The following is a 13,269-nucleotide window of genomic DNA, read 5'->3' as shown; positions in this document are numbered from 1 at the left end:
GGAAGCACATGTCATTTGTCAATACGCAGCCGGAAATGATGACGGTTGCGGCTCTTGATTTGCAGGGTGTTGGTTCGCAGATGGCTGCAGGTAATGCGGCGGTGGCGGGCCCGACCACGGCGGTGGCTCCGGCTGCTGCCGATGAGGTGTCGGCGCTGACTGCGGCGGTGTTTTCCACGCACGCGGCGATGTATCAGGCGGTGAGCGCGCAGGCCGCTGCGATCCACCAGATGTTTGTCACCACCCTGGGGTCCAGCGCCGGCTCGTATGCGGTCGCCGAGGCCGCCAACGCGGCCGCGATGAGTTAAAGACGCGGTGCAGCGATGGACTGGGCGCTGTTGATGCCGGAGGTCAACTCCGCGCGAATCTATGCCGGCCCGGGGCCGTTCCCGCTGCTGGCCGCCGCGGCGGCTTGGCACGGGCTGGCCGCCGAGTTGGAGTCGGCGGCTGCCGCCTATCAGTCGGTGGTGGTGGGCCTGACCGGCGGACCGTGGCTGGGCCCGTCGTCGATCGCAATGGCGGCCTCGGCCGCCACCTATGTGACGTGGATGCACACCACCGCGGCACATGCCGCGCAGACCGCCGGACAGGCCCAGTTGGCGGCGTCGGCGTTCGAGGCGGCGTTCGCGATGACGGTGCCCCCGCCGGTGATCGCCGCTAACCGGGCGCTGTTGATGGCGCTGGTGGCGACGAACTTCTTCGGGCAAAACACCCCGGCGATCATGGCCACCGAGGCCCACTACATGGAGATGTGGGCCCAAGACGCCGCGGCGATGTACGGCTACGCCGCGGCCTCGGCGGCCATCACCGCGGGCGTGACACCGTGGACGCCGGCAACACCGAACACCAATTTGGCCGCGCTGCCCGCCCAGCACCTCGCGGCCGGCGGGTCCGCCCTGGGTGCGGTCGCCAATCATGCGCAGACCATCGCGGTGGCCCCCCAGGCGATGGCGGCGGGGACCCAGGCGCTGCAGTCACTGGCCTCACCGGCGGCGTCATCGTCGACGACCGGGTCGTCGCTAGCGTCGTCCCTGCTATCGAACCTGTTCTCGAACCCTGCCAACGCGTTCTTCCTGATGTATCCGATTGTGTACGGCCTGATGCTGCCCACCCAGATGATGAGTGCGTTCTCGCAGATGGCGAGGATGGGCGTGGCTGCGCCGGCGATCGTAGGTGGCGCGGCCGGCGCTGCCCGGCCGTTGCAATTGATGTTGCCCGGGATGGGCGGGGCGGCCGGACTGGGTTCCGGGCTGAACCCGGCAGTATCGGCGGGGATGGGGCGGGCCCTGTCGATGGGGCCATTGTCGGTGCCGCAGAGTTGGGCCGCGGCGGCGGCTCCGGAGGCTCTGCTGGGCCGCGTGCCGCTGGTTGGTGTGCCAATGGGGGTGCCGGGCAACGGGTTTGGCGGCGGGTCAGGTGTCCCCATGATCTTCGGTGGGCTACCCCGGGCTGCGACGGCGGGCAGCGGCAGTACAGGCGCTGCCACATACGGGCCGCGGCTTGCCGGGGTGGTGGCTCGGCCACCAGCGGCTGGATACCCCCGGGCCCCGGAATCCCCAGCCGCCGGAGTCGCGGCGCCGGTCCCCGGATACCGGCCGACCATCGTGTACTTGCCGACCAACGGAAATGCGAACCTGCCGACCAACGGGCATGCGCCGGTCGACGCGCTGACTGAGGTGTGACGGGAAGGAGGGATTCCTTTGGTATCCGGTCACAGCGACCCCAGTTATTCGATGAACGCACGTAAGGAGACAGTCAAGTGACTACACGTTTTATGACCGACCCAGATCAAATGCGGGCAATGGCAGGACGTTTCGACGTGCACGCCCAAACCGTGGAAGACGAGGCCCGGCAGATGTGGGCGTCCTCGCAAAACATCGCCGGCGCCAGCTGGAGCGGCATCGCCCAGATGAGCTCTTACGACACCATGGGCCAGATGAATCAGGCGTTTCGCAACATCGTCAACATGCTGCACGGTGTGCGCGACGGGCTGATCCGCGACGCCAACAACTACGAGACGCAAGAGCAGGCCTCGCAGCAGATCCTCAGCAGCTAACCCGCTGCCGGACAAACACTCTCACGTCAGGAGACACTAATGAGCATCAATTACCAGTTCGGCGACGTGGACGCCCACGGGGCGTTGATCCGCGCTCAGGCGATGGCGTTGGAGGCCGAGCATCAGGCCATCATCCGCGATGTCCTTGCCGCCGGGGACTTTTGGGGTGGGGCCGGCTCGACGGCATGCCAGCAGTTCATCACCGAGCTGGGTCGCAACTTCCAGGTGATCTACGAGCAGGCCAACGCGCACGGCTCCAAGGTCCAAACCGCCGGCTCCAACATGTTCAACACCGACTCCGCGGTCGGATCCAGCTGGATCTAGCCGCGCAGGTCACCACCTGAACCGCGAAAGGGGGTGCTTCACAGTAACTGTGGGCCATCGCCCGCACCGAACCCATTGAGAGAACAGGGATTCCAATGAGTAACAAATCACGCCGTCGCGTGAAGATGGCTGCCGGCGCCATGCTGGCCGGCGCGGCCCTCCCGATCGCCGCGGCCGGCACCGCTTGGGCCGACGTCGACATCTCGTATGACGGAAAGGTCGTCATCGACACCTTCCCCGGTGCACCGCTTCCGGGCCAGAGCGACGCCGGTACACAAGCGTTGTCTGGCACGCAGAACGATCTCGCGACCTACAGCGGTCCCGCCTCGAACACCGAGGTCGGGCTTGCCAATGATTCAGTCGGCACTGACAAGAACGACATCGCTTATGCCAGCAACAGCAGCGCAAGCCAGACGCCCAGCTCGGCGCTCATCAGTGATGCGCAGAACAGCACCGCTACGGCCACTACTGGCGGTCACGCGACGATCGAAAATCTAACGCCGGGCACCGGTACCGTCACCAACGATGCCGCAACCGCATCCAACGGCGGTACCGCGGACGTTCTAAACGCCGGCGGAACCGGCGCCGTTTCGCACGACGTTGCTACGGCTAACGGCACAGGCAGTGTGGCGGCGGTAGGAGCCGTTGGCGTTGGCCCCTCGACCGGCGATGTGCAGTTCGACTCCGCAAAGGCCAGCAGCGGTGGCGAGGCGATCGTGTCGAACGGCAGCTTCTTCGGCGCCGGACCGGGTGGCACCGGCAACGTCGATTTCAACAGTGCCACGGCCAGCAACGGCGGCGGTGCTGGCATTGGGAACCTGGGCGGGTCTGCCGATGTCACGCTTAACACGGCAAACGCCAGCGGGACTGGCAGCACGGCGGGTGTCATCGACAGTAACACCGCTGGCACCAGCAGTGAGGCGGTCACTGCTAACTCGGCCACTGCTACCCATGGCGGTCACGCGGCCATTGGGAACGACGGTGCTGCTACCCAGCCGGTCACCTTCGATACCGCAAATGCTAACAACGGCACAGCTCAAATTGCAGACGCCAACGCCAGTTCGGCGACGGCCGTGAACACAGGGCCGGTCACCGCCGTCGGCCCGCCAAACAACGAAGCGGTATCACCGGGGGCCTACGTTGTCTTCGGCAGCTTCGACTCGGCGACCGCGCACAACCCCGGAAGCACAGCCGGAGTTACCGGCACCGCGACTGACTACACCATCTTCAGTCACGCGGTGGAGACGGCTGGCGGTACAACCATCGTGACCACCAGCTTCGACCCGAGCGTCAACGTCGCCCCAAGTGGCGGCGAGTCGTTCGTCGCACCTACTGGTCACGAAATGTTCTTCATGCCCGACCACATGATGCCGTTCGTGCCGTAGTTCGTTAGCGGCGGGATCGTGAGCGAGCCCGGTCGCGTCACCGTGGCCGGGCTCGGCTCACATTGGCCGAGCAGACGCAAAGTGCCCTAATTTCCATGGGAAATAGGGGACTTTGCGTCTGCTCGCGGTAGCTGCTTGCCCAGGCCCAAGACGTACTGGGCGATCATGTTGCGGAATACTTCCAGTGTGCCGCCGTAGATTCCGACCAACGGAGCAAACCGGTAGACGTATTCGGAGGCGCCGTCGTCGGTGGCGCCGTCGGTGCCTAGCGGCAGAGCCGACGCGGCGCCCTGGATGTCCATCAAGTCCGGCGAGATGTCGCGCATGGTCTGAGCAAGCGCGACCCGACCGAAGATGCTCGGCGTGGATAGCGCGGCTTCCATCCGAGTGACGCTGCGGCCCAAGCGATATGCGACCGCGCCGTCCTCAATCAGGCCGCGGCCCGCCCGCTTGGCAGCTTTGTCCACCGCCTCGGCCATGAACCCGGCCTGGTGCATCATGATCGAGGGGTCCTGCAGCCCGTCGGGCGCGGCCGCGACCGCGCCGTGTTCGACGTTGAGCGGCTCACGCAACACGGTCCAACCTTGGTTGACCTCGCCCAGTCGGTACCTGTCGTCGACGCGGACGTCGCTGTAGTACACGATGTTGGTGCGGTCGCCGTCGATCGTTCGGATGCCCTGGATTTCGATGCCGGGTGAATTCAGCGGAACCAGAAACATCGTCAGGCTCTGGTGCTTCGACGCGTCCGGATCGGTGTTGGTGATCAGGAAAACATATTGACAGTTGTGGGCTCCGGTGGTGAACATCTTGGAGCCGCTGATGATCCAGCCGTCGCCGTCGCGCACCGCGCGCGTCTTGCAGGTGGCCACGTCCGAGCCGCCCTCGGGTTCGGTGTAGCCCAGGCACAGCCGGACGTGCCCGCTGAAGACGCCCGGCAGCACCTCGTCCTGCAATTCCTTCGAGCCGAATTTCGCCACCGACCGCGCCACCATCGCGGTGGTCCCCCACGTCACCCACGGCACGTGTGCGCGGCGCTTCTCCAACTCCCAAATGCGACGGCGCACCCGGGAAAACCCGCCGTCGGATTCCGGCTTCCACTCCGCTTCCAAGTAGCCGGCGGCGCCCAGTGCCAGGTGCACGCCTTCGTCGAAGTTGTCGCCGGTCTCGCGATCGCGCCGCTTGACCTCTTCGGTCACATGGGTGGCCAGAAACGCGCGCGCTTCGTCGAGGAACGCTTTGTCCTCGTCGGACAGCTCGACTCGTGAGAAATCCATCGCTTTGCTCCTAGACTTCGCGTGCCGCAACGATTTCGGCGATGCGCCGGGCGCTGGCGCCGGGGTCTCCGCCCGCCAGCGGCCATCCCCTGGCCCGCACCAGATACGCCGTCGCGGCGGCCTCGGCCGAAACGCCCAGGCCGCCCTGGATGTGCACCGCCATGGTTGCCGCCTTGGCGGCCTCCTCGGCCATGAAGACGAACGCCGACGGCGCCAACTCGGGCCGCTCGTCGGGTTCGTTGTCCAAAAACCAGGCGGCGCGGCGGGCCAGGTTGCGACCGCCCTGCACGGTGATCGCCATGTTCGCCAGCGGATGGGAGATGGCCTGCAGGGTAGAGATCGGCACTCCCAGCGTGTAACGGGATTTAGCGAATTCTGCGGCGATGGTCATCGTCTCGTCGACAAGCCCAACCAACGCGGCCGCGATCAAGAGCCGCCACTCGTCCAGTGCGCGACCGTAATTCGCCACTGCATCGCCGCCACTGGCCAACACCGTGCGGGTGTCGGCAGCGGCCGGATCGACCCACGCCATCGGCTGCCGGCCGATATTGTCGACCTTCGCCGGGCGGGTGGCGAACGTCAGGCGCACAACTTGGTCGCCGTCGCGCACGATCACGTGGTCCGCGATCGACCCGGTCGGGATCAGCCTGGGTCCTGCGCCGCTGTCGATTTGCGCGTCCAGCGCCGCGAGCTGCTTGCCGCTGACGACGTCGCCATCCACCGCCCCCAGCCGCGCGAGCAACCGGGCGGCGCACACGTGGTCGATCCAGGGCACCGGCGCCAGCGAACGGCCGATCTCTTCGGCCACCAGGGTGAGGTCGACCAGCGTCGCCCCGTCGCCGCCCGCGGACTCCGGTAGGGCCATCGTCGTGACCCCCATCGCGCACAGCCGCTCCCACAGGTTCTTGTCGAAGCCGGATTCCTCTGCGGCGCGGACGGTCTCGATCGGACAGCGGGTCTTGAAGAAATCTCGATAGGCGGCCTGCAACGCCTCGTGATCCTCGGTGAGGCTGTAGTCCAGCCTGCGCAGCTCGAAGCGGTCCATCGTCACTGCTCCTGTTCCCGGTCGCCGAAGAAGAACTCCTGAGCGTTGTTGTACAGATAGTTGTCGAGCACCTCGGCGGGCAAATCCAACGCCCGCGCTTCCGGCACAACGCGGCGCATCGGCAGCACCGGCCAGTCCGATGCGAAGATCACTTTGTGCTGACCGCGGGTGCGCATGTAATGCAGCAGGCTTTCCGGTAGGCGCTTCGGCGACCACGCCGACGTCATCAGCCGCAGGTTGCGGTACTTGATCAGCAGTCGGATGGCCACGTCCCACCATGGGTCGGCGCCGTGGATCATGCAGAGCCGAAGCTCCGGAAAGCGCACGCACACCCGGTCGAGATGCATGGGATGCTGCACCTCACCGGGGATCGGCGGACCGGGAATTCCGGTGTTGATGCACAGCGGTAGATCCAGTTCGGCGCACTTGGCGTAGAGCGGATAGTAGACGGCGTCGCTGGGCGGGTACTGCCCGTCGCCCCAGAAGCTGGGTCCCACGACCGCGTAGGCGACCGGCAGATCCTCGACGACTGCGGTCAATTCCCGCAGCGGCTTGACCGGACGCAACAGGTTGACACCGCCCATCGCCAGCGCGAACCGATCCGGCTGGGCTGCAACGAATTTGCGTGCCGTCACCGAGGGGTTGGCCAGCGAGTCCATCAGGATGGCCTTCTGCACGCCCTGTTCGTCCATCTCGTCGAGCAGCTCGGCCAGCTCGACCGGTTCGAACATCGACTTCGGGCCCTTGAAGTAGTCGTCGCGAACCTTCAGCATCCAGCTCGGCTGCTTCTCGGTTTCGCCGAAGTGCACGTTGACCAGACAATCGATCGCTTTCATGTCGACATCGGCGCCTTTTCTTTCACTTGACGTTTCGCCCACCGGTAATCAGGTTTGCCGTTGCCCAGCCGACGAACCTGCTCGACAAAGATGAACTCCTTGGGCGCCTTGAACCGCGCCAGCTGCCCCGTGCAATGTGCATGCAGCGGGTCACGGTCCGCGCTGGCGCCATTCCGCAATGCGACGAGCGCGACGAGTTCTTCACCCCAGCGCTCGCTCGGCCGGCCCACCACTAAGGCGTCGGCGACAGCCGGGTGCGCCCGCAGAATTTCTTCCACCTCTTCGACGAACACCTTTTCGCCACCGGTGTTGACCACCAACGAATCACGGCCGAACAACCGCAGTGTGCCGTCGTCGTCGAATTGGGCCCGGTCTCCGGAGATCACCACCCGCCGTCCTTCGACCTCGGGAAATGTTCGGCGAGTGGCTTCCGGGTCGTTGAAGTAGCCGAGTGGAATCCGGCCGGCGCGGGCCACCCAGCCGACCTCCTGTTCGCCGGGCTGCAGGAATCGAGTGCAATCCTCGGACAGGATCAATCCGCCCTCGCGAAGCGTGAACGTCTCGGTTCGCGTATCGCACCGACTGTGCCCGAAGCCCATGTTGCCGGTTTCCGACGAGCCGTACCCGTTGATCAGTGTGATCTGTGGCAGCAATTCCAGCAGTGCCCGTTGGTATTTGGGGTTGGTTGCGGCACCGCCGGTGCCGATTGCGTACAGCGAGGACAGGTCGTAGGAGCCCCGCTGCAGTTCTTCGACCAATGGTGCGGCATAGGCGTCGCCGACCATCGTCATCAGGCCGACCTTCTCGCGCTCGGCGGTCTGCCACACCGCCTTCGGGTCGAGCTTCGTGCCGGTGTCGTAGAGCACCACCGTCGTGCCGTGCAGGATGGCCGAAAACGCCGTCCACATCCCGGCGGCATGCATCAGCGGGGACACCGCAAACCACGGCGCACCGGTCGGCCCGCGTACCTTGTCGTGGATCTCCGCGGCGGACTCATGGTCGGCGCCGACCATCGAGGACACGTAGATGTCGGATTGGCGCCACAGCACGCCCTTCGGGCGACCGGTGGTGCCTCCGGTGCAAATCATCAGCACGTCGTCCGGCGACGGCGTCACGGGCTGGTCGGTATCCCCTCGCGCCAGTGCGTCATCCAGCGAGACAGCGCCGGGCAATTCGGGCGCGAGACTTCCGTCGTCTACGGACACCAACAGATCGGCACTACTGAACACCGCGGCGAACTTCGCGCCCAACGACCGGTGATAGACGACCGCCCGCGGCCGGATGTAGTCGAACAGTTCCTCGACTTCACGCGGCGTGTAGTTGTAGTTGACGTTCACCGGAACGGTGCGCGCCTTCAGGCACCCGACCACCATGTCGGGGTAGAGGTCGTTGTGCATGACCAGTGCAACCCGGTCCTGGCCGCACTCCCAGCGCTCCAGGCTATTGCGCTCGCGGTGTACACCGAACCCGTTGCCCGCGAGGAAGTTTGCCAGCCTGCGGGTCCGGTCCGCGGACTCCGCGAAGGTGCTGCGGCGGTCGCCGCACACGGTCATCGTCCGATCCGGAATGACGTCGGCGATCGCGTCGAGAACCGCGCCGATGGTCCACTCGGGCACTAGGCCGCCGATCCCACCTTGAGTCCGAGCAGATCCAATGCGTTGTCGCGCATGATCTTTCGGATATCGGTTTCGCTGAAGCCCTTGAGTTCCTCGGTGAACGCGACCGGGTTCTCCAGGCCTTCGCCGTGCGGCCAGTCCGACCCGAACAGGATCCTGTCGACGCCGATGACCTCGGCCAAGTCCGGCAGGTCGTCTTCGTAGTACGGGGCGATCCACACGTTGTTCTTCAGCTGCTCCACCGGATCCTCGGGGAACAGTTGCGGATAGTTGTTGGCCGCCTTCTTCAGCCGCTTGATCAGGCGGTAGACGAAGTACGAACCGTTTTCGATACTGACCACCTTCAGCTTCGGGTGGCGGGTGAAGACACCGTGCACGATCATCGAGGCCATCGTGTCGTGGATGGCGCGGTCGTCGAGGAGCACGGTGTCCAGCGGATCCTTGGCGCCGAAGCCCTCGAACGTGGACTTGCCGCCCCACATCGCGGCGATGTGCAGATATCCGCTGTCGCTCAAATGAAATCCGACCGGCACCCCGGCCTCGGCGAGCCGGGCCCACACCGGGTCGTGGGTGCGGTCGCCCAGCGATCGCGGTTTGACCTCGCCGGGCACCGGCGCCGGCCGGACCAGCACCAGCTTGGCGCCGCGTGACAACACGAACTCGACCTCGTCGAGCGCCTGGGCCGGGTCGGCGAGTGAGATGATCGGCGCCGCAATGATTCGGTGGTCGGGCCGGTCGAATCCCCAGTCCTCGTCGAGCCACAGGTTGAATGCGTGCACCGACGCCATCGTCGCCTCGATGTCGTGCTTGAGCGCCTCCTCGACGCCGCACGCGAATGTCGGCAGCATGAAGACGGTTTCGATGCCCTGGGTGTCCATCACCCGGATGCGCGCGTCGCGGTTTTGGTACTCGGGGTGATCCGCCAACCGCTCGACCTTCATCAGCGATGCCGGGTCCACGCCTTCGGGAATTTCGCCGCGGAACAACAAGTCCAGGCACCCCGGCACGATGATCGGGTCGAAGGTGGGGTTGGGGATGAAGTGGTTGACGCGGTCGCCGATCACTGCCCAGGTGCGCTTGCCGTCGCTGAGCATCTGCACGCCGCGGCGTTTGAACTTCTTGTCCAAGTGGCGGGTAAACGCGTCCAGCGGCTCGTAGTAATGGTTGTCGACGTCGATCGCCTGATAGCCCAAGTTCGTCATGATGATCCTTTCAGCCCGGGAAAATTGGGGCTCCGCTTCTGGAGGAAGCTTGTGATTCCTTCGATGACATCGGGCCGCTGCAGCGATTCCTGCAGAAGGGTTTCGGCTCGGGCGCTGGCCTCGGCGACGTCGCGCATGGCATCACCGTAGGCCTGCCGCTTGATGACGGCCATCGATGCCGGCGAGCAGTTCGCGGCGATGTCTTCGGCGTAATCCATCGTGCGCCGCATCAGGTTTTCCGGTGCGACGACTTCCTTGACCAGACCCAACTCGGCGGCCTCCTCGGAAAGGAACGTCCGGCCGCTCAGCAACAGGTCGAGCGCGACGGCCCAGCCGGTGAGCCGCGGCAGTATCCACGAGACGCCGTACTCGGCGATCAGCCCGCGGCGTGCGAACGATGCGGCGAATTTTGCTCCGGCAGCAGCGAATCGGACGTCACACATCAGTGCCTGAGTGAGGCCGATGCCGACGCAGGATCCGTTGACGGCCGCAATCACCGGCTTGCTCAGCGTGGTGAGGTAGTACGGTTGCCGCTCCCCGACCAACTCCGACAGATCGCGCCGCTCGCCGTTCCCCAGCGACTCGCCCACCGTCGCCGTCGACCCCAGATTGGCGCCTGCACAGAATGCCTTGCCGCGACCGGTCACCACGATCACTCGAACGTCCGAGTCGGCCTCGGCGCGATCGAGACCGGCGTAGTAAGCGGTCGCGATGTCACCACCCCAGGTGTTCAGCCGGTCCGGGCGGTTCAGCGTCAGGACCGCGACGCCGGTCGGCGTCGTTTCGTACAGCACCGCGTCATGGTCAGGTGTGCTCACAATGACGCTCCTGGCGGCTGTCCGACTGAAAGCTATGACTCATACTGTATACCTTTCGATAGCGGGACCTTGCAAGTGACGGCCGGCGCCGGCTACGCCGTCAATTGCTGGTCAGAAGTCGGATTTGGTGGGGCTGGCCGACTGACTGGCAGCGCGACGCGAACTCGGTAAGCTGACGACCATGTCGCCCGACAACCTGGAAGCTCGCGTGACCAATTTGGAGTCGCAGGTGCACCAACTCAGCGAGCGGGTTCGGGCAAGCGAACAAGACGCCGCTGCGGCGCATGTCCTCGCCGGCGCGGCCGACCGCGACGTCACCGAATTTCGCGACGAGCTGCGCGACTTCCGTCGAGCCACCACGGCCAGCTTCAATGCCGTGCGCGAAGACATCACCGACCTGCGGGGGCATGTCACCGACCTGCAGGGCCATATCGGTGAAATCCACGGCAAGCTCGACGTGGCGGCCGCTGGCCAGCAACACATCGTCGAACTTCTCGAACGGCTGATCGCCGATGAGAATTGAGTCGGCTTACGCCTCGACCAATCCCAGCCGCCGGTAGGCGTTTTCGATCTGGGTCTTGGCCTCCGCCGGCAACTCGGCTTGCGGCGGCCGCGAATGCGGATAGTCCCCGATCGGCAGACCCAGCAGCGACGCGGCGTACTTGAACGCACCACCCCAGTGGGTGAAGTAATCGGCCCGCCCCGGATAGCAGGTGAACCACGACCCGAGGTCCAGGTCGAACTGGTCCAGACCGGATTCCCGGCCGTAGTCCATCGCCTCGACGAGTTTGTCGTTGACGATCAAGTCCCAGTACTCGGAGAGCAAGCGCCGCTGCGGCGTCTCGAATAGGTAGCCGGCGGTGCCTAATTGGGCCGGGCAGACGATCCCGTCGCGCAGCCATCCGGCCCGGTAGACGGTCTTGTCGCATTCCCAGAGCACCAGCCCGGACGCCAGTTCGTGCAGCAGACGACTGGCAGCGGGCCGGAAGGCGCCCTCCTTGGTGGCGCAGACGGCGGGAACCTCGTCGTAGATGCGAGCGCTTTCGGCGGGGGTCAACACATAGCCCGACGACGGCGAATTGAACATTCCGAGCGCGATATCCGTATGGCTGGCAATGTATTTGAAGAATCGCAGCACGCCCTCGCCGCCGTGTGTCTCCATCATCGGCGTCTGGATGTAGGCGATGTCGGCACCGGCCTGCTGGGCATGCAGCGTCAAATCCAGGCAGTCCTTGGCCGACATCGCCGCCGTGCACGCCTGTACGACGACGTCCGGGTTAGCGGCGCGCCCCTCCTCGATCGCCACCTCCAGCAAGCGTTTACGCTCGTCGAGCGTCAACGACCAGAACTCGGCGATACCACTGGTGCACCACAACAGCGGATGACCGAGATCGCTGACGCAGTAATGCACCAGCGTCCGATACGCGTCCCAGTCGATGTCGTCGCCGTCGGCGCCGCAAAACGGCGTGTACAGCGAGTCGCCGATTCCGCGCAACGCGCTGCGCGCCCACGCGCGTGCCTCAGAAGCCGTCGCCACCATCCGCTCCTTGCATGAAGTCCGAGCCGCCGTCGACGTCGACCGCGCCGGCGTCAGTGATATCGGCCGTCAATCCGATAGCATCGGGGCTGCCGCGGCCCGCTAAGTCGGCTGCCGCCCGGTCAAGATCGGCGCGAGAGCGTGAGATCAACGCCACCCGGGCGCCGTCGTCGGCCAGACAGCGCGCAGTGGCCAGTCCCATGACGCGCCCGCCGCCGACGACGACGGCCGTAGCGTTTGCCAGCCCGAGGTCCATGAAGTACCAAAACCCCTACGATAGGTATTACAGTAGTAGACCGTAACGGTGACCAGACCGCAATGGCGCAGTCAACTGGACCCGCGTAGATATCTCATGGAGGTGCCCCTCGTGGCAAAGCAAGCGACTGCCGAAAAGCGTCAGCGACGCGAACGCGGGTCCATCAACCCCGACGACATCATCAGCGGTGCGTTCGAACTCGCCGAGCAGGTGTCGATCGACAACCTGAGCATGCCTCTGCTCGGCAAGCACCTCGGTGTGGGAGTCACCAGCATCTACTGGTACTTCCGGAAGAAAGACGACCTGCTCAACGCGATGACGGACCGCGCGCTGAGCAAGTACGTGTTCGCCACGCCGTATGTCGAAGCCAGCGATTGGCGCGAGACGTTGCGCAACCATGCCCGCTCGATGCGGAAGACGTTTCTGGGCAACCCGATCCTGTGCGACCTGATTCTGATCCGGTCCGCGCTGAGCCCCAAGGCAGCGAGACTGGGAGTTCAGGAAATCGAGAAGGCGATCGCGGGTCTGGTCGAGGCGGGCTTGTCTCCGGAGGAGGCCTTCGACACCTACTCCGCGGTGTCTGTGCATGTTCGCGGATCGGTGGTCCTGCACCGTCTGCACCAAAAAAACCAGGCGACCGAGAACGGGGCACGCACCATCGACGACGCCATGGTCATCGACGCTCAAACCACGCCCCTGCTGGCTCAGATGACCGCCAAGGGCTACCACATCGGCGCGCCCGACGAGAACAACTTCGAATACGGCCTCGAGTGCATCCTCGACCACGCCGGCCGGCTGATCGAGCAGAGGACGAAACCAACTGCCCGGCAACGGAAACCTCGGGCACGGCCCAAAGCCACGCGCTAAGCCCCGTTCCGGCGCGAGCGTGCGTGTTTGTACACGACACGCCGCGGAAACCG

Annotated in this window: 14 protein-coding genes and 1 pseudogene; 7 read left to right on the top strand and 8 right to left on the bottom strand. The window is 65.2% G+C overall.

All coding sequences use genetic code 11. From position 1 onward, the window contains the following. Nucleotides 1–8: 8 nt before the first annotated feature. The 5 genes from MFM001_RS19930 (at nt 9) to MFM001_RS19910 (ending at nt 3,765) form a co-directional block, all read left to right on the top strand. On the top strand, nt 9–308 hold the full coding sequence (locus MFM001_RS19930; RefSeq protein ID WP_116376993.1) for a PE family protein: 300 nt from the start codon (nt 9–11) through the stop codon (nt 306–308). Nucleotides 309–323: 15 nt separating this feature from the next. Next, complete coding sequence (locus MFM001_RS19925) at nt 324–1,682, top strand: PPE family protein (RefSeq protein ID WP_116376992.1); 1,359 nt, start codon at nt 324–326, stop codon at nt 1,680–1,682. A 77-nt stretch (nt 1,683–1,759) separates the two neighbouring features. Continuing rightward, nucleotides 1,760–2,056 carry a WXG100 family type VII secretion target gene (locus MFM001_RS19920; RefSeq protein ID WP_116376991.1) on the top strand — a complete coding sequence of 99 codons (297 nt, stop codon included), beginning with the start codon at nt 1,760–1,762 and terminating at the stop codon, nt 2,054–2,056. A gap of 39 nt (nt 2,057–2,095) precedes the next feature. Next, nucleotides 2,096–2,380 carry a WXG100 family type VII secretion target gene (locus MFM001_RS19915; RefSeq protein WP_116376990.1) on the top strand — a complete coding sequence of 95 codons (285 nt, stop codon included), beginning with the start codon at nt 2,096–2,098 and terminating at the stop codon, nt 2,378–2,380. 95 nt (nt 2,381–2,475) lie between these two features. Continuing rightward, nucleotides 2,476–3,765, top strand: a complete 1,290-nt coding sequence (locus MFM001_RS19910; RefSeq protein ID WP_116376989.1) for a hypothetical protein — start codon at nt 2,476–2,478, stop codon at nt 3,763–3,765. 86 nt (nt 3,766–3,851) lie between these two features. Here the strand turns inward: MFM001_RS19910 and MFM001_RS19905 are convergent, their stop codons facing one another. From MFM001_RS19905 to MFM001_RS19880, 6 genes are read right to left on the bottom strand one after another with little or no spacing between them, the layout of a single operon-like run. Then, nucleotides 3,852–5,039 (bottom strand): acyl-CoA dehydrogenase family protein, encoded by a 1,188-nt coding sequence (locus tag MFM001_RS19905; RefSeq protein WP_116376988.1) that lies wholly within the window; start codon nt 5,037–5,039, stop codon nt 3,852–3,854. Nucleotides 5,040–5,049: 10 nt separating this feature from the next. Continuing rightward, a complete protein-coding gene (locus MFM001_RS19900) occupies nt 5,050–6,084 on the bottom strand; it encodes an acyl-CoA dehydrogenase family protein (RefSeq protein ID WP_116376987.1) in 1,035 nt (344 codons plus the stop codon). 2 nt (nt 6,085–6,086) lie between these two features. Then, nucleotides 6,087–6,920 carry an amidohydrolase family protein gene (locus tag MFM001_RS19895; RefSeq protein WP_116376986.1) on the bottom strand — a complete coding sequence of 278 codons (834 nt, stop codon included), beginning with the start codon at nt 6,918–6,920 and terminating at the stop codon, nt 6,087–6,089. Beyond that, nucleotides 6,917–8,536 (bottom strand): acyl-CoA synthetase, encoded by a 1,620-nt coding sequence (locus MFM001_RS19890; RefSeq protein ID WP_116376985.1) that lies wholly within the window; start codon nt 8,534–8,536, stop codon nt 6,917–6,919. Before MFM001_RS19890 ends, MFM001_RS19895 begins: the two co-directional genes overlap by 4 nt. Then, entirely contained in the window at nt 8,536–9,738 is a 1,203-nt protein-coding gene (locus MFM001_RS19885; RefSeq protein ID WP_116376984.1) for an amidohydrolase family protein, read from the bottom strand. The genes MFM001_RS19890 and MFM001_RS19885 overlap by 1 nt, the downstream gene beginning before the upstream one ends. Beyond that, nucleotides 9,735–10,556: an enoyl-CoA hydratase gene (locus MFM001_RS19880; RefSeq protein WP_238159295.1), complete on the bottom strand. Its 822-nt coding sequence runs from the start codon at nt 10,554–10,556 to the stop codon at nt 9,735–9,737. The genes MFM001_RS19885 and MFM001_RS19880 overlap by 4 nt, the downstream gene beginning before the upstream one ends. A gap of 181 nt (nt 10,557–10,737) precedes the next feature. On the opposite strand from MFM001_RS19880, the gene MFM001_RS19875 reads away from it, so the two are divergent. Next, entirely contained in the window at nt 10,738–11,079 is a 342-nt protein-coding gene (locus MFM001_RS19875; RefSeq protein WP_116376982.1) for a hypothetical protein, read from the top strand. 6 nt (nt 11,080–11,085) lie between these two features. Here the strand turns inward: MFM001_RS19875 and MFM001_RS19870 are convergent, their stop codons facing one another. Both MFM001_RS19870 and MFM001_RS19865 read right to left on the bottom strand, forming a co-directional pair. Continuing rightward, the gene (locus MFM001_RS19870; RefSeq protein WP_116377035.1) at nt 11,086–12,093 is read right to left on the bottom strand and encodes a dihydrodipicolinate synthase family protein; all 1,008 of its coding nucleotides are present in this window, start codon (nt 12,091–12,093) and stop codon (nt 11,086–11,088) included. 40 nt (nt 12,094–12,133) lie between these two features. After that, nucleotides 12,134–12,349: pseudogene (locus MFM001_RS19865) on the bottom strand (SDR family NAD(P)-dependent oxidoreductase); the annotation flags it as partial. A 96-nt stretch (nt 12,350–12,445) separates the two neighbouring features. Here MFM001_RS19865 and MFM001_RS19860 point away from each other — a divergent pair. Further along, complete coding sequence (locus tag MFM001_RS19860) at nt 12,446–13,216, top strand: TetR/AcrR family transcriptional regulator (RefSeq protein ID WP_116376980.1); 771 nt, start codon at nt 12,446–12,448, stop codon at nt 13,214–13,216. Nucleotides 13,217–13,269 lie beyond the last annotated feature (53 nt).

Source organism: Mycobacterium sp. MFM001 (assembly GCF_003402475.1).
In the GTDB taxonomy this organism is placed as follows: Bacteria; Actinomycetota; Actinomycetes; order Mycobacteriales; family Mycobacteriaceae; genus Mycobacterium.
Note: the sequence above shows the minus strand (reverse complement) of the source record. Positions and strands in the feature narration are given on the sequence as shown.